This is a genomic window from Polycladospora coralii (genome assembly GCF_014773435.2).
GTDB lineage: Bacteria > Bacillota > Bacilli > Thermoactinomycetales > Thermoactinomycetaceae > Polycladospora > Polycladospora coralii.
This window is the reverse complement of sequence record NZ_JACXAG020000001.1, coordinates 684,016-704,659: the sequence shown is the minus strand read 5'-3', so window position 1 is coordinate 704,659 and position 20,644 is coordinate 684,016. Positions and strand designations below refer to the sequence as shown.

At 38.3% G+C, this 20,644-nt stretch carries 14 protein-coding genes; 10 read left to right on the top strand and 4 right to left on the bottom strand.

Going from position 1 to position 20,644, the window contains the following annotated elements:
• Positions 1–154 precede the first annotated feature (154 nt).
• Together IC619_RS03570 and IC619_RS03565 are read left to right on the top strand one after the other, a co-directional pair.
• A complete protein-coding gene (locus tag IC619_RS03570; protein WP_191138767.1) occupies positions 155–1,375 on the top strand; it encodes a cytochrome P450 family protein in 1,221 nt (406 codons plus the stop codon).
• A 119-nt stretch (positions 1,376–1,494) separates the two neighbouring features.
• Positions 1,495–3,384: a prenyltransferase/squalene oxidase repeat-containing protein gene (locus IC619_RS03565; protein ID WP_191138766.1), complete on the top strand. Its 1,890-nt coding sequence runs from the start codon at positions 1,495–1,497 to the stop codon at positions 3,382–3,384.
• 38 nt (positions 3,385–3,422) lie between these two features.
• On the opposite strand, the gene IC619_RS03560 is transcribed toward IC619_RS03565, so the two are convergent.
• Complete coding sequence (locus tag IC619_RS03560; RefSeq protein ID WP_191138765.1) at positions 3,423–4,295, bottom strand: NAD-dependent epimerase/dehydratase family protein; 873 nt, start codon at positions 4,293–4,295, stop codon at positions 3,423–3,425.
• A 9-nt stretch (positions 4,296–4,304) separates the two neighbouring features.
• On the bottom strand, positions 4,305–5,162 hold the full coding sequence (locus IC619_RS03555) for a DegV family protein (protein ID WP_191138764.1): 858 nt from the start codon (positions 5,160–5,162) through the stop codon (positions 4,305–4,307).
• Between the two features lie 243 nt (positions 5,163–5,405).
• Between IC619_RS03555 and IC619_RS03550 the strand changes: the two genes are divergently transcribed.
• From IC619_RS03550 to IC619_RS03525, 6 genes are all read left to right on the top strand, one after another.
• Entirely contained in the window at positions 5,406–5,645 is a 240-nt protein-coding gene (locus tag IC619_RS03550; protein WP_191138763.1) for a hypothetical protein, read from the top strand.
• A 76-nt stretch (positions 5,646–5,721) separates the two neighbouring features.
• Positions 5,722–6,558, top strand: a complete 837-nt coding sequence (gene kynA / locus IC619_RS03545) for a tryptophan 2,3-dioxygenase (protein ID WP_191138762.1) — start codon at positions 5,722–5,724, stop codon at positions 6,556–6,558.
• 12 nt (positions 6,559–6,570) lie between these two features.
• On the top strand, positions 6,571–7,842 hold the full coding sequence (gene kynU / locus IC619_RS03540; RefSeq protein ID WP_191138761.1) for a kynureninase: 1,272 nt from the start codon (positions 6,571–6,573) through the stop codon (positions 7,840–7,842).
• Positions 7,839–8,474, top strand: coding sequence for an arylformamidase (gene kynB / locus IC619_RS03535; protein WP_191138760.1), 636 nt, complete (start codon positions 7,839–7,841; stop codon positions 8,472–8,474). Before kynU ends, kynB begins: the two co-directional genes overlap by 4 nt.
• Before the next feature lie 184 nt (positions 8,475–8,658).
• On the top strand, positions 8,659–10,206 hold the full coding sequence (locus IC619_RS03530) for a Ppx/GppA family phosphatase (RefSeq protein WP_191138759.1): 1,548 nt from the start codon (positions 8,659–8,661) through the stop codon (positions 10,204–10,206).
• Positions 10,207–10,353: 147 nt separating this feature from the next.
• Positions 10,354–10,668, top strand: a complete 315-nt coding sequence (locus tag IC619_RS03525) for a hypothetical protein (protein WP_191138758.1) — start codon at positions 10,354–10,356, stop codon at positions 10,666–10,668.
• A 78-nt stretch (positions 10,669–10,746) separates the two neighbouring features.
• On the opposite strand, the gene IC619_RS03520 is transcribed toward IC619_RS03525, so the two are convergent.
• Positions 10,747–11,292 (bottom strand): cysteine hydrolase family protein, encoded by a 546-nt coding sequence (locus IC619_RS03520; RefSeq protein ID WP_191138757.1) that lies wholly within the window; start codon positions 11,290–11,292, stop codon positions 10,747–10,749.
• A 112-nt stretch (positions 11,293–11,404) separates the two neighbouring features.
• On the opposite strand from IC619_RS03520, the gene IC619_RS03515 reads away from it, so the two are divergent.
• Both IC619_RS03515 and IC619_RS03510 read left to right on the top strand, forming a co-directional pair.
• Positions 11,405–12,259, top strand: coding sequence for a LysR family transcriptional regulator (locus tag IC619_RS03515; RefSeq protein ID WP_191138756.1), 855 nt, complete (start codon positions 11,405–11,407; stop codon positions 12,257–12,259).
• A gap of 201 nt (positions 12,260–12,460) precedes the next feature.
• Positions 12,461–13,873 (top strand): SpoVR family protein, encoded by a 1,413-nt coding sequence (locus IC619_RS03510; protein ID WP_191138755.1) that lies wholly within the window; start codon positions 12,461–12,463, stop codon positions 13,871–13,873.
• 70 nt (positions 13,874–13,943) lie between these two features.
• Here the strand turns inward: IC619_RS03510 and IC619_RS03505 are convergent, their stop codons facing one another.
• The gene (locus IC619_RS03505) at positions 13,944–20,546 is read right to left on the bottom strand and encodes a WIAG-tail domain (RefSeq protein ID WP_213260806.1); all 6,603 of its coding nucleotides are present in this window, start codon (positions 20,544–20,546) and stop codon (positions 13,944–13,946) included.
• Between the last annotated feature and the right edge of the window lie 98 nt (positions 20,547–20,644).

Sequence of the window (20,644 nt, the reverse complement as noted above, 5' to 3'; positions counted from 1 at the left end):
ATTTGTCATTAAATAAAGAGTTGATAAAAAAATATAAAAATAAATTAAATTATGTTATTTTGGATTTACGATCTGCGCATAAAGCGATAAACTATTATTGCATAAGTGTAATAAGTAGCCGTTTATTTGATTTATTGTTAAGGAGAGGTTCGCTATGGAAAAAGTAGTGTTTGATATTACTTCACCAGAATATCGTAAAGACCCTTATCCAGTTTATGCGCACTTTCGGGAACATGATCCCGTTCATTATTTCACTTTTAAGGGGTTTCAAGAAGAAGTGCCTTCATGGTTGATCACACGCTATGACGATTGTGTCGCTTTATTGCGAGATAATCGATTAACAAAAGATGTAAACAATATCTTTTCTAAAGAAGATTTACAGAAACGAAGTGAAGATCGAGATCTAGCCTTTTTATCTGAACATATGTTAATGAAAGATCCACCTGATCATACGCGTTTACGCTCATTAGTTCATCAAGTATTTACCCCACGTATGATCGAAAATCTCCGTACAAGAATTGAAGAAATTGCTGATCAGCTTTTAGATGAAATGGAAAAAAAATCAACAGGGGAGTTATTGTCTGACTTTGCATTTCCACTTCCGATTATCGTTATTTCTGAAATGATGGGTATTCCACCGGAAAAGCGGGAACAGTTTCGGATATGGTCAAATGCTTTAATTGATGAATCGAATGATGAATCTAAAATAAAAGATACACAATTAAAGATGAAAGCGTTTAAAAATTACATTGGTGAACTGATTAAAGCAAGGCGTGAACATCCAACCGATGACGTAATTAGTGGACTGGTACAAGCTGAGGAAAACGGAGAGAAATTGTCGGAGGAAGAGTTATTTTCGATGCTCTTTTTATTGATTATCGCAGGACATGAAACAACTGTAAATCTAATTGCAAATGGGACGTTAGCACTATTGAAACACCCAGATCAATTTAAGCGTCTAAAAGAACAACCCGAGTTGATTGGTACGGCGGTTGAAGAGTTACTTCGCTTTACAAATCCAGTACAAATCACCACACAACGTTGGGCAAATGAAGATTTTGTATTTCATGGACAGCCTATCAAAAAAGGAGATGGTGTGTGGATAGCAATTGGGAGTGCGAATCGTGATCCTGCTCAATTTAAGAAACCGGAAGAACTTGATATCGGACGTACACCTAATCGCCATATTGCATTCGGATTCGGTATTCACTTTTGTTTAGGGGCACCGCTCGCACGCCTGGAAGGGCAAATTGCATTAAATGCTTTATTTAAACGCTTCCCCCATATGGAATTGGCCATAGAAGAAGACCAAATCAAATGGCGTAACGCTTCGATATTTAGAGGTTTAGTCGAATTACCTGTTCGATTCAGTTAAAAGCATAGCACTTCATATAAAGAAAACTCGCTGATCAGCGAGTTTTCTTTATATTTGCTCATAAAACATAGGAACTTCTACATATAGATGGGATAAGAGAAGTTGAAAGGGGGAGAAATATGACGTCCATACATAAACATGTACAAGCGACTATGGATGAATTGGTCAACTGGTTGGTCAAAAATCAAACTGCAAATGGATCATGGGACCTTTGCTTCGAAACAGGAGTGAAAACAGATGCACTTACGTTGATCTTGCTACGTTCATTTAACATCAAAAGACCAAATGTGGAGCAAGAAATAGGAGATCGTTTATTACATAGACGTACAAAAGAGGGGACTTGGAAACTGTTTTCTGATGAGAGGGAAGGCAATTTATCCGAAACGATTGAGGCGACATTAGCGCTATTATATATTGGGAAAATGAATATGGATGATCGGCTATTACAAAAAACACGAGAGTTTATCATTTCACAAGGTGGTCCACGGGAAGCAGGTGGATTGACACGTGTGTTACTCACTCTTTTAGGACATGGTAGTTGGAGTGATTTTCCTAAAATACCGGTTGAATTTTTTTTATTACCGTTACAGTCCCCTGTTCATTTTTTCGATTTTGTTGGATATACGCGTGTTCATACAGCACCAATCATGATTGCTGCTGACCAAAAGTATTGTGTCGAATTGGATGGGATGTGGGAGATTAACGATTGGTTACCTTATACAAAAGCGTTATTTAAACCAGATCCACATATCCGCTTTTGGACAAAAAAGGAGATTGAACGCGCTCTAGGGTCTGATTTTAAACGGTTTTCTATTCATGGACGCTCACTCAAGTGGGGAGAGCGATTCATGCTTAATCGAATTGAATCAGATGGTACACTATATAATTACTTGACTAGTACTTTTTTAATGATTTATGGATTGCGCGCATTAAAGTATGATGCGACACATCCTGTCATTGAAAAGGCAATTCAAGGTATTCTAAATATGGCTTATCCTATGCAAACAGGCATGCATATACAAGAAACGACAGCTAACGTATGGAATACGTCATTGATTTTATATGCCATACAAACAGCTGGGCTTCCCGCACATCACATATGCGTTCAGAAAGGCTTACGCTATTTAAATGAGAAGCAACATACTAAAAAAGGGGATTGGTCTATAAATAACCCTTATGCACCACCAGGCGGTTGGGGTTTTTCAGATTGTAATACGATTAATCCTGATGTGGATGACACTTCAGCCTGTTTACGTGCATTCGCACCTTCTGTAAGTCAAGGAGAATACCAGGAAACATGGAATCGTGGGTTATCTTGGTTGCAATCGATGCAAAATCAAGATGGGGGCTGGCCAGCTTTTGAGAAAAATATGAATAAGTCTTGGCATCAACTTTTGCCATTTAAAGAAGGTAAATATGTTTATGGCGATCCTTCTACGGCTGATTTAACTGGGCGTACACTTGAATTTATGGGCACTACACTCGGGTGGGGAAGAGAGCGTCCAGAAGTAGAAAAAGGTTACCAATGGCTAAAACAAAATCAATTAACGAGTGGTGCATGGTCCGGCCGTTGGGGAATTGCTTATATATACGGCACCTGGGCTGCATTAACAGGATTAGCTGCTATAAGGGTTTCGAAACAGGAGGAGATGGTACAAAAAGCTGTGAAATGGCTTTATCAGATTCAATTGTCAGATGGCGGATGGGGAGAATCTTGTTATAGTGATTTAAAAGAGGCGTATGTACCCTTAAAAAATTCGACTACTGTGCAGACAGCTTGGGCATTAGATGCGCTCATTGCATACCATTCAACGCCAAATGATGTGATTCGGCGTGGTATAGAACGTTTATTATTCCTCGTGCATGAAAAAAAAGAAGCCGAAACCTATCCGGTAGGAGCAGGATTAGCTGGACAGATGTATATCTACTATCATAGTTATCCCTATATCTTTCCATTGCTTACATTTGCGCGATATCAAAGAAAATATAGCAGCAGTGGTGGTGGTTGAAAAATAAACCGAACAATTATTGTTCGGTTTACAACGTATTATGTATTTGCTTCTTGTCGGATAAGATCGGGTAGCCAATCCATTAGCTGAGAGAATGCATAGCCATGCTTACTTGCTAGTGTATTATCCATGTACCAAGACGTGGGTGGTGCATAAGGAGAGGCTGGCACGCTTTCAGCTGGGTCTATGACATGCACAGGTTTTTTTAAGGTTTGTGCAATGAGCTTAAAAAAATCACCGATTGGAATGTGGCCACTTGCACAAGCATTAATCGGCCCTGTGAAGGAGGCTTCGCCACACCATAATAAGAAATCGGCTGCCTCTTGTGCATGAATGAAACACATCTTGCTGTCTAAGTTGGGAGCGCTGAAAGGTGTACCAGCTGCGATATGTTCAATATGAAAAGATAGCCGCTCTGTGTAATCATCGGGTCCAAGCACCACTGGGAGTCGAACAGAAACGACTGGGATGTCCGTTTGTTGTGCAAACACGGCTTCCGCCAAACGTTTCCCCTCAGCATAGGATAAATCGGTTTGTTTCATTAAAATGGGATAGCCGCTGGGGTCAAAGTCAGTTTCAGGTAGCGCATACGATTGTGGTTGATACACAGATTTGCTTGAAGTGAAAATAAGCCGATTTGTTCTCCCTTTGAAAGCATGAATCGATTGTGCTGCCATCTCAGGTGTATAACAGATCTGATCAAAAATGATATCGAAAAACTGATCTTTTAAAGCTTGCTCTAATGCGTGAAGATCATTTCGATCCAATACCAAGCGTCTGACGTTATCTCCAAACTCATCAGCTGTTTGACCACGAGTCAGAATGGTTACATCATAATTTTGCTTTACGAGCAGTTGGACCAATCGTTTACCAAAAAAACGTGTTCCACCTAAAACTAGTACTTTTTTCATAGGGCCCTCCTACTGATCTTCTTTACGGAATGTGCTGATCGCAATTCCGAGAATACCGGGTCCAGCATGAACTAATAATGTTGGACTAATGGAACTAATATAAAGGTCACAGACGTTTTCAAGATCCTTAAATTTTTCTTTTAACGCTTCAGCTTCAGCTTCAGCTTTACTATGGAAAATGGCGATACTTGAGCGAGCAGACTCCAGCTGTTCCATGATTGGAACCAACATTTTTTTCACACCCTGTTTTTTACCCCTTCCCATACCATATGAAACAAAGCGCCCATCTGGAGCAACTGTAATAACAGGTTTTAAATTTAACATTGTTCCGAGGGAAGCCGTTACTCTACCAATGCGTCCTCCTTCTCTTAAATATTCTAATGTATCGATGACGAAAAAACCTTTTACTTTTTCTTTAATTTCATCCATCGCATTCAGTATGTCTTGAAAATCAAATTTGTCTTGAATCATTCGTGCCGCTTCCAGTACGATTAAGCCAAGCACCCAAGATAAACCTTTGGTGTCGACTACTTCTACTTTCATTCCTTCAAAATCTTCTGCTATAATGCGAAATGTGTTATATGTACCACTCATATTGGATGAAATCGTAAGTGCAATACAATGGGTATAGCCCGCATCACGTAATTGGATAAACGTTTGCTCAATATCTTCAGGTGAAGGCATAGATGTTTTAGGGACTTCCGTTTTTAGTTGATCGGCTACTTCATCAGAAGAAATGTCAATTCCATCCCGGTATTCTCCATGAGAAAAGTTAATCCGTAAGGGGACTACTGTAATGTTAAATTTTTCTACTAATTCGTTAGGTAAATCACATGAACTATCAGTTACGATTGCAATTTTACTCAAAATGATTTCCTCCTTTGATAGATGTAGTATTAGCTAGCTACCTCTATATATTAAAATAAATAAGCACTATCAGTATAACGATTGTTTTATGAATTGACTAGTCATGATGAGGATATGTGTTACCTTATGCTAAAATAATAGGTGTGTACAATCACACGCTGGATCTTCTGAGGGAAGTCTAGGCGTATGATTAGGTTGATGGCCTCCTGATCCTTATTTTACCAATGAGGATGCGGGGGCAAATTGGATTCATTGAAACAAAGTGAGATTGCACTAGAACTGAGTAAATCGCAAAGAGAAAGAGTGGTAACGATATTGAATCGAATTTTACCGATCTCTTTTATCGTACTGGTGATCTTAATGGTACTTACCTTAAAGGCAATCAAAATTACACTTTCCGTATTGGGCTGGATATTGCTATTCATCTTAATTTGGTTGGTCTGGTTTGTCATAAGTAGACGCTTAGTCCATAAAAGAGATTAATCAAAAAATGAGGCGTGTATTTCGGTCATGGATGATCACAGTGACTCCATACATCTGCAATCAAAGGAGCTATTATATGAGTAGAAAAGAGCAGCATCTTGAACAAGGCATACATACTGATTTTAAGAATGAAATGACATATGGCGAATATTTACAACTAGATCAACTGCTATCCTGTCAAAAAGGATTAGCGAACCATCATGATGAAATGTTATTTATTATTATTCATCAGGCCACTGAATTATGGATGAAGCTGATATTACATGAACTAGACGAAGCTATTCATCACATCAAACAGGGGGAATTGTCGGCAGCATTTAAAATGTTAGCACGTGTATCTAAGATTCAGTCTCAAATTATTCAATCTTGGGATGTGCTCTCCACTCTAACACCGTCAGAATATATTCAGTTTCGAGACCAGTTAGGACAGTCATCCGGATTTCAATCTTTTCAATATCGCTTAATTGAATTCGCATTGGGCCATAAAAGTCCTCACATTATGAAAATATACGAGAAAGATGAAGGGTTAAAAAAACGTTTAGAAAAAGCCTATCAAAGTCCAAGCATATATGATGTTGCCATTATGGCACTAGCGCGAGCTGGCTTTAAAATCAATCCGGAAGTATTAGAGCGGGATTGGAGCTTGCCTTATGAAGGGGATGAAAGTGTCGTACAAGCTTGGCTACAAGTGTATCAAGATGTGGAAAATTACTGGGACTTGTATCAATTAGCAGAAAAACTAGTAGATATTGAAGACTGGCTTCAGCAATGGCGTTTCCGTCATATGAAAACCGTAGAACGTATTATTGGTTTTAAGCGTGGTACAGGTGGTTCTTCTGGTGTGCAATATCTAAAACAAGTATTGGACCATCGTTTTTTTCCGGAATTATGGGATTTACGTACCAAATTATAGAGGAGAGATAGCATGCGTACGATGAAAGAGTTGGCGCTACAAATGGATCAAACGGATCCACTTGCTTGTTATCGGGATGAATTCTACATAAAAGAAAAGTTACTCTACTTGAATGGTAACTCTTTAGGTTTGATGTCAAAAAGAGCGGAATCCACTGTTTTAGAGGTGCTTGACTCATGGAAGCAATACGGTATAGATGGTTGGACACAGGGAAAAAGAGAATGGTATACATTAAGTGAAAAACTAGGTCGAAAAATGGCTGAGCTAGTAGGAGCTAAACCAAATGAAGTGATTGTAACGGGTTCTACGACTGTGAATATCCATCAACTCATCGCCAGTTTTTATCAACCGCAAGCGCGGCGATACAAAATTATAACAGATACGCTTAATTTTCCATCTGATATTTATGCGCTTCAGAGTCAAGTTAAATTACATGGTTATGACCCTGAAGATGCGCTTATTCAAATCGAAAGCCATGATGGCTTATTAATTGAAGAAGCAGATATCATAGCTGCAATGGAGGATGATGTCGCACTCATTTTTTTACCATCTGTATATTATCGAAGTGGTCAATTAATTGATGTAGCAGGCATTACAAGAGAAGCACATAAACGGGGAATCAAAGTTGGAATTGATGCATGTCACTCTGCTGGGGTGATCCCACATGCATTTCATGACTGGCATGTGGATTTTGCGGTATGGTGCACGTATAAATATTTAAATAGCGGACCAGGTGGAGTTGCGGCTTTGTTTGTTCATGAGCAACACCATGGCTTAGAACCAGGTTTAGCAGGGTGGTTTGGTTCTGATAAAGAGAAACAATTTGATATGCTACACCAATTTGAACCCGCTTCTGATGTAGGTGCATTTCAGATTGGAACACCTCATATTCTGAGTTTAGCCCCATTAATGGGTTCACTTGAACACTTTAGCGAAGTGGGAATTACAAACCTGAGGAAAAAATCTCTTTCTTTAACAGAATATATGATGGATTTGATTGAAGAAAGACTAGTCGGTCATGGATTTAAAATCGTAAACCCGCGTGATAAGGCAAGAAGAGGTGGCCATGTTTGCTTAGAGCATCCAGATGCTGCTCGTATTTGTAAAGCATTAAAAGCAAACGAAGTTGTACCTGACTATCGTTCTCCCAATATGATCCGATTGGCTCCGATACCCCTATATACATCTTATTTTGATGTATACGATGCCATATCACGCTTAAAACAAATTATGGATGATCAAGTATACTTACAATATCCAAATCAGCGGGATGTGGTAGCATGAAGATTATCGATATTAGTCAACCACTACTTGAACAAATCCCTGTGTGGCCAGGAGATACACCTTTAACATATGATTTAGCGGTAACAAAGGAACAGAGCGGTTCTGTGAATGTAGGTCGTATCCAGATGAGTGTTCATACAGGTACGCATGTGGATGCGCCCTATCATTTTGATGTAAACGGAGATCAAGTTAATCAGTTAGATTTGAAAATATTTATGGGACAGGTACGGGTGATTCATTTGCCAAATCGGATGTCCATCGGGGCCTCAGATTTTGAAGGAATTTCTTTAGAGGGTGTAAAAAGATTAATCATTCGAACGGATTCTTGGCAGGATCCCACTCGCTTTCCAGAGACCTGTACGTATCTAAGACCTGATCTCGTTCCCCTATTAGCAAAAAAGGGGATTCAGCTGATTGGCTTAGATGTTCCTTCCGTTGATCCACTTGACAGCAAAGAGCTCCCTACTCATCATGCACTAGCTGATGCTGGAATCTATATCTTAGAAGGTGCTGTCCTGTCCCATGTGGAAGAAGGTAACTATGAGTTAATTGCACTCCCTTTACCCATTGTTGGAGGGGATGGTAGTCCTGTTCGTGCGGTATTAAGAACTTTATCTGAGGCTTCATACTGAGTAGACATGAATGGATGCATACTTTAAGGTTAATTTGTCAATAGTGGGGAGTAATGGATACCTCATGTTCATACGTCTCCTCATATTAACCTTATGCCAATATGTCTGATCATATAGGTATTATTCGAAGCGGAAGATGATACAATAGAACGAAATACGTTGAATGGAACGGATGGATTAAGTGATGGAAATTGGAGTGATTAAAAGGTTTGCAGTTATCGATATCGGATCAAATACCATTCGACTGGTCGTATATGAGTGGGGGAGTGAACAAAATCTTTATGAACTCTATAATTATAAAGTTCCGATACGATTACGCCAATATTTAGATGAAAACCAAAAGATGCGAGAGGCTGGAATTCAGTTAACCATTTCCACTTTACATAAATTTAAGCAAGCCATAAGCGGATTAGCAATCACCCATTTGGATGTGATCGCTACAGCGGCTTTTCGACTGGCACGAAACAATAAAGAGATGGTTGCTCAAATTAAACAAGAGACGGGATATCAAGTTCGCATTCTGAGTGAAAAAGAAGAAGCCTATTATGGTTATCGGTGTATCATGTATACCACTTATGTAAAAGATGGTGTGATCGTCGATATTGGAGGAGGAAGTACAGAAGTTACCCTTGTGAAGGATAGGAAGATGGTGAATAGTCATAGCTTTTCATTTGGCTCGGTAACATTAAAGCAACTTGTAGAGCAAGAGCGTACAAATGAGTCTAAGTTTGAGGTCATCCACCGCTTTTTAGAGGAGAATTGGAAAGCGATCCCATGGGTTACAAATCTGAGACTTCCGCTTATTGGTCTAGGGGGGACTGTACGTAGCTTAGCAAAGGTACATGCCCAATTTCATAGACGACCTTTATATGATATCCATCAATACCAAATGATTCGCAGTGAAGTGAAACAAACGATTCATCACATTATGAATGAACATGACTACCGCAAATCTTTCTTAGATGTGAAATCAGAAACTAGAGATGATGCCTTGTTTCCTGCTGTATGGGTAATTCAATCCCTGATGAACGATATTCGAAGCCCCTATTTATTAATTAGTCGTAAAGGATTACGTGAAGGGTTGATTTTAACTTCTTTAAAAATGCGGCTACCGCGCTCCGGGCGAGAATTGAGCCAGTCTAGTTTGCGTAAATTTTTAGCTAAACATGATATAACTGAGGAGTCGCACCACATTGCAGCTTGTTCAAATCGTATACTACAAGCATTAGAGCGACATTTGTTATTCGCGTTATATACAAAAGATTATTTAGCATTAAAGAGAGCCACTTTATTTTCTTTGGTACAACATGCTTATCCAGGACTCAGTGCAAAAGGCCTCTTTCATCTTTTAAGTAGACAATCGCTAGATGGGATCTCACAGAAAAGTCAGATGAGAAGTATTTATATTGCTTGCTTTTCTTCAAAGCTCCAACTGATTCGACTATATAAGCCTTATATGAACTGGTTTAGCGAAAAAGAATGGAAAAAGATAGAGCTGATGGGTGCTGTACTTTTAATTTCAAAAAAATTGATGATAACGAAACGAAAGCTTGTTGAAAAAGTAGAAGTTAATCGAGTAGAAAGTGGATTGCAAATTTGTTTCTATTGTTTGCATGACTATACCATTGAAAAACAAGAAGTAAATCGTGTAAAAAGGCACTTAGAACATGTTTTAAATTGTAACATTTCGATCTTGTTCCAGAGGTTGGAGAAAGCCTCTATTGAAAATTGAGAAGCACCTCAATTGGAAAACGACGATCAATTGAGGTGCTTTTTTGTGATAAACAAAAGCAATCTTTGAATGCCAAGCGTGTTTTTCGATTAGGCATATGTGTAGACGTTTAACGAATAAAGTGCACTATGATTAGGTGGTGTTTACATGTTTAATGAGGTGAAAGAAATTCTGCATGAAAAAGCAATGAAAGTAATTGGGTTCAGAGTCGCTAAGCTTATATTTTTTATGGTCTTTATAATCGTTTATACTTGGAATTATCACTTTAGAGTAGCTTCATCAAGTATCTTTGGCATCGTTTTCGCTTTCATCCTACTTATCGTTTTAATAAGCGGAATGACTCGTGAAGAGGCGAATATAAAACGAATTAAGAACACTAGATTTGGTAAGATCACAAGCCGTATCGAAATGATATTAGCAATAACGGCTATTGTGCTCGTTTCATCTACATTTGTTCAGTAGTGTCGATTAACGAATATACACGACAACTTAAATCGTAAACTGCCATGGAATATCCCTAAAAGAGCCCTTGATCAAGAATTATTCAGCAATCTTTTTTTTCCATTCTGCTAAAGTTAAGACTTGACTAAATTGAGTCTGTTGTGTGATTAATGCAGCTTCGTGCAAATCTTTGGCAGAGATGAAGCCTGCTTTATTTTTATGGTCAAAAGTTCCTGTTGCATCAGCGAGAAACTCTACTTTGTAATTCAAATGATAAGCTTGACGTGAAGTCGTGTCACAGCACATATTGGTCATATAACCGGTAATCGCAATGGTTTCTATCTCTAATTCTTTTAACAGGTCCTCTAAACTTGTACCAGTAAAAGCGCCTGGATATCGTTTTTCGATATAATGGTCATACGGGAAAGATTTGATTCTTTCATGTAACGCCCATTTTTCGGTTCCTTTTTTAAAATCAGACCCGAAGCGTGCAGTATGTTGAATCACGATAATAGGTATTTCATTTTCTCTCGCCACATCCATTGTGGCTCGTATATTTTCAAAGCTATTTTCGGGATATGTGACACGTAGAGAACCGGAAAAAAATTCATTTTGTACATCAATAACGAGTAACGCTCTTTTCATATCATAACTCCTCCTTTACATACAGCATAATGGAGAAGACAAACGATGGGAATTTCATAATCATTATAGGGGTATAACGGATGGTTATAAGAGAGGGATTGAGGAGATGGCTATGGAACTAGTTTGGTTACAATCATTATTAATAATCGCTGAAGAAAAAAGCTTATCAAGAGCGAGTCAAAAACTAAACATTTCACAACCTGCATTAAGTAAACAAATAAAGAAGTTAGAACATATGCTAAATAGTGAACTACTTAACCGTTCACCTCAGGGGGTAGAACTAACAAAATCAGGTGAAAGAACATTAGATTATGCTAAAAAAGTTCTTTCAGAGTGGAAAAAGCTCCAATCAGACCTAGCGTTGCTGCAAGCTGAGCATATTGTACAAATTGGTAGCTTACCTAGCTTGGCGTCACAATACTTACCTTTAAAACTTCTGCACTTTCCGCTTCAACAACATATACAGGTAGAAGATAATTCACAAAAATTAATGGCAAAATTATTAGAAGGTGATATTGACATTGCATTTGTGGAGTTACAACAAGATTACCCAAACACTTATCAAAAACCACTATTCTCTGAACCGTTATTTCTAATCGTATCGGCAAATCATATTTTTGCAAATCGAGATCAAGTTACATTTGCGGATGTGATAGACCAGCCCTTTTTACTCTATCCTATGGGGTGTGACAGTCGTTACTTTGTCAATCGTATGTTTGCTAAACTAAACAAAAAGCCGCGAATTGCGCACGAAACACCATATGGTCAAAGTATATTGGGATACGTGAGGGCAGGTAGGGGGATTACGGTATTACCCTATTCTGCGATTAAAGATTTAAAACAAGAGGAAATAAAGGCGATTCCAATTAATGAAAATGAGGCGATTCGGACCATATTCATCGTAAGTACACAAAAAGAACTACTAGAGCAATTCACGAATCATATAAAAGAAGTTCGTCCTACTTGATACTAAATTGAAAATTCTGTATAATTATAGTGAGTACGATATTAATGAAAAATGAACTGGATATCGTACTTAATATGCTGTTAAATGAGTGGGACTTATAAATAGACATTTCAAAAATAATAGGCTTTCCTGCATGCTGAAAAGCCTGCTTGATAATGATAGGAATTCACAAGAATTCTTCGGGAAAGAAGGGATGTTTCGATGTCAGGGGAAAGAGAAAAACTGGAGTATGCAATTGAAGAAATAACTGAAATTGCGAAGGGCTTTGGTTTAGATTTTTATCCAATGCGATATGAAATTTGTCCGGCCGACATTATCTATACATTTGGTGCCTATGGGATGCCTACACGTTATTCACATTGGAGTTTTGGTAAAACTTTTCACAAAATGAAGCTACAGTACGATTTTAATTTGAGTAAAATCTATGAATTGGTAATCAACTCTAATCCATGCTATGCATTTTTATTAAAAGGAAATACTTTGGTACAAAATAAGTTAATTGTTGCACATGTATTAGCACACTGTGATTTTTTTAAGCGAAACTACCGTTTTGCTATGACTTCGCGTGATATGGTTGAAAATATGTCAAATAGTGCAGAACGTATTCATCAATATGAATTAGTCCATGGAAAAGATCAAGTAGAGTTATTCCTGGATCATGTATTATCTATTCAGGAGAATATTGAACCCAATTCGTTAGCTCACAAAAAGTTGAGAACTTCAAGCTCTGTAGATCAGGACAAACAGAAGAGAAAAGAAGGCCCTTATGAAGATTTATGGAAATTAGATCGTGATCATGCATCGCAACAGAAAGAAGATCATACGTCTAAATCATTTCCAAAATCTCCAGAAAAAGATCTCCTTCTATTCTTAATGAATCATAGTCGTATCTTAGAGGATTGGCAACAAGATATATTATCTATTATCCGAAATGAAATGCTCTACTTTTGGCCACAGCTAGAAACAAAAATTATGAATGAAGGATGGGCTTCCTATTGGCATATCCGAATCATGCGAGAATTGGATTTAACTGAAGATGAAACAATCGAATTTGCTCGTTTAAACTCCTCTGTCCTTCAGCCGTCATCTACATCTATTAACCCTTACTACTTAGGGTTAAAGATGTTGGAAAATATTGAAAAAAGATGGGATCATCCAAATGAAGAAGAAATGGTGAGATATGGTAGAAAAAAAGGCCAGGGTAAGGCGAAAATATTTGAAGTAAGGGAAGTGGATACGGATATATCTTTTATTCGGAATTATCTCACTAAAGAACTTGTGGAAGATCTAGATTTGTACGTATTTGCACGCGAAGGAAATGATTGGAATATTACAGATAAAGCTTGGGAGAATGTACGTGACGAGTTAGTGAAAAGTAGAATTAACGGTGGACATCCCTATATTGTCGTTAAAGATGGCGATCATTTAAAAAATGGAGAGCTTTATCTGATTCATATGTACGAAGGAATGGAACTGGATCTAAATTACATGGAAAAAACATTACCACATGTACACGCAATATGGGGAAGGACGGTTCATTTAGAGACACAAATTGAAGGTAGACCCGTTGTATTTACGTATAATGGAAAAAAATGTGGTCGTCGTTTTCTATAAAGGAAGGTAAGCCATATTTAAGTTAGTTTTATCACTTAAATATGGCTTTTTATGTGGCAATCACCTGATGTTACTCTTTGTTTGATGGAGATTGAGTGTAAGGTGTGGACTGTATCAAAGCGAGTGGAGTATGATTTTTTTGATTTTGAGACGCTTTTTTATTTTTGGAAGCATTTGAGGTGACAATCCAATTTAAAATACCACTTGTAGGTGTTGTTGATTCATCTAACCGCTGAATACGAATCGTAAAATGGGTATCACCTTTATAATGGAGGCTGGGGGAACAGAAGGGATGATCGGTCATAGCGACTACTGTATAATGGTTTCCCAATGTTGTATCTAATGGAATATCAAGAAAGATGTGTGTCGTCTCTTCTTCTATCGAGAATGTGTTTGAGTCTGCTAAGGTTTTTGGTAAATCAAGATGAAGACTAAGTTTTTCTAAACCGATTGAATGATCTTGAATGTGTGCACCTGTGATGGTATGCTCACTAATTTTTTCGCCAGTGACTGCCTCATTTTGAATATGAGCTGAATAAATGGCATTGTGTGTGATATGAATAGGCTTAACAGTATCGGGTGAAATATGATTGGATTCGATGCATCCGTGAGTTAAATGTTCTGGATAAATAACTGCTTCATCCAATTTAGTTGAATCAATGCTGTGATCCACTATTTTTTCAGAGGTAATCGCACGATCTGCAATATGATGAGAGGCTACAGCTTGATATGATATGTGAGAGCCTTGAACACTAGCAGGTGCTAAGTGGTTCCCGTGTACACTAGCTGCTGCTAACTTGGTATCAGTGACGCTGCCTTCTTTTATCTGATCTGCCGTAATACAACCTTTACGTAAATGATCTGTCTGGATTTGAAGAGGGGCAATATGCTTCCCATGTATCGTTTCATAATCAATGTGGTGGTGAGAAATGGCTTGCTTACCAATCTTGGAAGTTATAATGCTGCCATCTTTAATATGTTTTGTGGAGATGATCTTTTCTTTCAAATGCTGCTGGTTAATTTGGTTAGCTTGTAAATGCTCTCCTAAAATAGCTTCTTTTTGTAATTGATTGGATCCTACAATCTGGTCATTCAGGTGATTATGCTGAATCTGTTTATCATCAATATGGTTGCTTTGAATGGCTTGGTGTTGGATGTGATCCTTGCTGACACTATCGAGTGCGATTTTCTCCATGGTAATCGCACCTTCTTCGATATGATGTGTCTCTATGGTGTCGTGTTTGATATGAACAGCTTGAACGATGGCAGGTGCTAAATGATCAGCGTGAATGCTATCTGGTGCTAGCTTGGCATTCGTGACACTACCATCAGCGATATGTTTTGTGGAGATGACTTTTTCTTTCAAATGGTGATGATCAATTTGATTTGCTTGTAAATGTGTACCTAAAATAGCGTCCTTCTGTAGTTGATGGGATCCGATACTTTGATCACTTAAATGACAGTGTTGAATCTGTTTATCATCGATGTGATGGCCTTGAATGGCCTGGCTTTGAATGTGATTTTTTCCGAAACTTGCAAGTGACAATTTCTCTATCGTGATTGCACCATTTTCAATATGCTCAGTCTGGATGGTGTCGTGTTTAATATGTTCAGCTTGAATGGTTTCAGGAGCTAAATGCTCAGCATGAATGCTATCTGGTGCTAACTGGGTATGGGTGATACTACCATCAGCGATATGATTCGACGTAATGCTATTCTCTTTCAGATGTTTGGAATCAATCTGATCGTCTTGTATATGTTCGCCTAGTATAGCTTCTTTTTGAATGTGGTTAGCCCCTACACTTTGATCATTCAGATGGTGATGTTGAATCTGTTGATCATCGATGTGCTGGCTATGAACGGCTTGATTTTGGATGTGATCCTTGCTAACACTATCGCGTGCGATTTTGTCCATGGTGATGGCATCATCATCAATGTGCTGGCTATGAACGGCTTGATTTTGGATGTGATCCTTGCTGACACTATCGCGTGCGATTTTGTCCATGGTGATCGCATTATCATCAATGTGCCTGCTTTGAATGGTGTCGTGTTTAATATGTTCAGCTTGAATGGTTTCAGGAGCTAAATGCGCAGCATGAATGCTATCTGGAGCTAACTGGGTATGGGTGATACTACCATCAGCGATATGATTCGACGTAATGCTATTCTCTTTTAGATGTTTGGAATCAATCTGATCGTCTTGTATATGTTCGCCTAGTATGGCTTCTTTTTGAATGTGGTTAGCCCCTACACTTTGATGATTGAGATGGCGATATTGAATCTGTTGATCATCGATGTGCTGGCTATGAACGGCTTGATTTTGGATATGATCCTTGCTGACACTATCAGATGCGATTTTGTCCATGGTGATGGCATCATCACTAATGTGCCCGCTTTGAATGGTGTGGTGTTTAATATGCTCAGCTTGGATGGTGTCAGGAGCTAATTGATCAGCGTGAATGCTATTTGGTGCTAACTGGGTGTGGGTGATACTACCATCAGCGATATGACTCGACATAATGCTATTCTCTTTCAGATGTTTGGAATCAATCTGATCGTCTTGTATATGTTCGCCTAGTATAGCTTCTTTTTGAATGTGGTTAGCCCCTACACTTTGAACACTTAGATGGCGATATTGAATCTGTTGATCATCGATGTGCTGGCTATGAACGGCTTGATTTTGGATATGATCCTTGCTAACACTATCAAGTGCGATTTTGTCCATGGTGATGGCATCATCACTAATGTGCCCGCTTTGAATGGTGTGGTGTTTAATATGTTCAGCTTGAATGGTTTGAGGAACTAAATGCGCAGCATGAATGCTATCTGGTGCTAACTGGGTATGGGTGATACTACCATCAGCGATATGATTCGACGTAATGCTATTCTCTTTTAGATGTTTGGAATCAATCTGATCGTCTTGTATATGTTCGCCTAGTATGGCTTCTTTTTGAATGTGGTTAGCCCCTACACTTTGAACACTTAGATGGCGATGTTGAATCTGTTGATCATCGATGTGCTGGCCTTGAATGGCTTGATTTTGGATATGATCCTTGCTGACACTTCCGCGTGCGATTTTGTCCATGGTGATGGCATCATCACTAATGTGCCCGCTTTGAATGGTGTGGTGTTTAATATGTTCAGCTTGAATGGTTTCAGGAGCTAGATGCGCAGCGTGAATGCTATCTGGAGCTAACTGGGTATGGGTGATACTACCATCAGCGATTTGATTCGACGTAATGCTATTCTCTTTCAGATGTTTGGAATCGATTTGATCGTCTTGTATATGTTCGCCTAGTATGGCTTCTTTTTGAATGTGTTTAGCCCCTACACTTTGATCACTTAGATGGCGATGTTGAATCTGTTTATCATCGATGTGCTGGCTTTGAATGGCTTGATTTTGGATGTGATCCTTGCTGACACTATCAAGTGCGATTTTGTCCTCGGTAATGGCTTTGGTAGCGATAAGATCAGACTCAATTGTAGCGTTTTCAATGTGCTTACTATTAATAGAACGATCAGTGATATGAACGGATTGAACAATGGACGGAGCCATATGTTTAGAATGTATGGTATGGGGTGCCAATTTCGTATTTGTGATGCTGCCATCTCTAATTTTGTCTGTGGTAATACAATCTTCACTTAAGTGAGATGCATCAATTTGAAGAGGAGCGATATGTTGTTTGTGTATGGCTTCAAGGTCAATGTGGTTGTGATGAACGACTTGATTTTCCAGTTTAGAAGCAGTCACACTGCCATCGGTCAAATGCTCGGTTGCAATAATAGCATCCTTCAGATGTTCGGAATTAATTTGATTTTCTTGTATATGTTCTCCCAAAACCGCTTCCTTCTGTAGTTGATTAGCTCCTACACTTCGGTCACTTAAATGGAAATGGTGAATTTGTTTATCATCAATATGAGTGCTTTGAATGGCGTGATTTTGAATATGATTATGATCTATGCTATAGGGGGCAATTTTTTCACTGGTAACCGCTTGATTGGCTATTTTATCGTTTAAGATCGATTGATTTTCAATATGCTGATGTGTTATTTGAGCGATATCAATATGTCTTTGTTTGATACTTAGATCTGCTAGGTGAGTGGCAAGGATAGAAGCAGGATTGAGATGATCGGATTGAATACTTTTATGGTTTAAATGGATACTTTCTACTGCTTTATCGTTAATGTGTTTGCTTTCTACAGACTGATCAGCCAGTTTAATTGCGGAAATACTTTGATCTTGAATATGATCTGCTAAAATACTAGCCGGTTTGATATGTTCAGATTCGATTTGTTCATCTTCAATTTGATGAGACATAACACTTTTTGCAGCGATATGTTTGGTTTGAATCGCATGCTCACCCATTTTTTCGGAAGTAATGCTCTCATCTGCTATCTGATCTACTTTTATACATGCATCTTGGATGTGAACCGTGTTGATCGCATTTTCTTGAATATGATTAGCAAGGATACTTTGGTTGGCGATTTGGTCAGATTGAATCGCATTTTCTTGAATTTTTTTAGTGCTGATACTTGCATCAGCTAACTGATCTGAAGTGATACAGTGGTCTTTAAGGTGATGTGTACCAATTTGCTTAGGCGAAATATGTTCCTCTTCGATGATATTCTGATTTAAATGTTGAGGAGAAATGGTATTGTTTGCAATGTGATCGGTTTGAATCGCTTCTTTAGCAATATGTCGATGACGGATTTGTGCATCACTAATTTTGTCTGAAGTAATACTATTGTTAACGATATGATCAGACTGAATCGTTTGATCTTGGATGTGATCGGATTTGATAGAAGCATGGGTAAGTTTGGAACTTGTAATGCTCTTATCTTGAATGTGTGCTGTTTGAATTTGATCCTCTTGTATATGTGATGATTTAATATGCTGATCAGCTATGTGATGTGATCTTATGGCCTGCTCTTTAAGATTATAGTGATCAATCGCACTATTTGCAATTTTATCTGAAGATATGCTTTTATTGCACAAGTGTATATTTTGAATTTGTTGTAATTGCAGGTGACGTGATTCAATTGCTTGTGAGCCAATATGATTTGAATGAATAGTCTCATCTTTCAGATGGCTCTGATCAATTATTTTCTTAGCAAGGTGACTACTTATAATCTGTTCTGGTGCGATGTGCTGACTGTGCATACTTTGATTGGCGATATGTGCACTTTGAATGGCGTTTTCTTGTACGTGTTCACTTGAAACGGCTTGTTTTGCTATATGCTCATTCTGAATGAGCTCTTTTATGAGATGACGTTCCTCAATGGTTTCATCAGAAATGTGATCAGAGATCACACTGTTCGGTGCTATTTTTTTCCAAGAAACAGAACGGTCGCCTAGCTTTTCGTTGGTGATTGCTTCATTGATGACCTTGTCAGTTGATACAGACTCACTTGATAATTTTGAAGTGGTAACGGCTTGATCAATGATTTTATCGGTTGAAACGGATTCGGTTGCTAGCTTTGCTGTTGTGATGGTGTGATCTTTTAACTTATTTCCAGAAATCAAATCGTCTTTGAGATGTTTCTCTGAGATGATACCTTCTTTTAAATGTCTTTCTTCAATAGAGTAATCGCGTATATGATCTGTTGATATTGCATTAGAAGAGATATGTTCCAAGGATATTGCATCTTTTTGAATCATACGACCATAAATACTATCTGTGGCTATCTTATCGGGCGTGATGAGATTGTTAGAAAGATGAATGCTTTGAATTTGACCTTCGCCAATATGATTGGATCGAATCGCATTGGATTGGATGTGCTCCTCCATAATTGCACTTTTTTCAATTTTGGAGGAAATGACAGCTTGATCCTCTAACTGTTCTTTTCCCACTGCTTGCGGAGATAATTTAGCTTGACGAATACTCTTGTTTTGAATGTGATGAGCAGTAACGGCATTGTTTTGTATTTTTTCACCTGTTACCGATTGATCAGCAAGATGTTCGGTAGAAACATGATCGAAAGCAATATGGTTCCCTAATACAGATTGATTTTTAAACTTGCTACTATCAATACTACGGTCTTGTAAACACTCTCCGGATATAGAACCTTGTTTGATGTGTCTAGAATGTATCGCTTCACGTTGAATCTTATCCTCACCGATCACTTCACGGTCTAGGTGATTTTCTTGTACGGATTGAGGTGCTAATTTAGAAGGGATAATAGCACTCGGAGCAATGAGTGAAGAATCAATACTTTCGCGTGAAATATGATGAGTTGTAATCGTACCTTTTTTTATTTTTTTGTGATCCACTGCCTGTGACGCTATTTTGGCATTCGTTATCGCAGCATTCGCGATATCGTCACTAAATACATTTGCATTTGAATCGTCCGGCTCTACAGTTGTAGACGAAGAAGGAGATATGCTTTCTTCCTCAAATGTATGAGGCTCAATCTCTACATTCTCAGTATTTTGGAGAGGTTCATTGTAATCTGGGGTTCTGTCAGAAGTGTGATTGTGATGATCTACATACACATTAGCAGTATCCTCATTGGGTACATATTTGACAGGTTTCTTCTTTTTTCGTTGTTTATCCTGCATGCGTCTTTGTAATTCATCCTGTTCAGAGCGTATGAGATCTTCGAGAATAAGTTCATCCGGCATGGGGTGTAACCTTTGGTTTCTACGAGTAGAACCATTTTTCTTGTTCTTCATATCCGCTCTTCCTTTCTACATGGGCTACTCCCTACAAATATATGCAGTAAGTAGAGAACACGTCACAAATATGATGGAGAAGCTTGCTAATTCTTAGC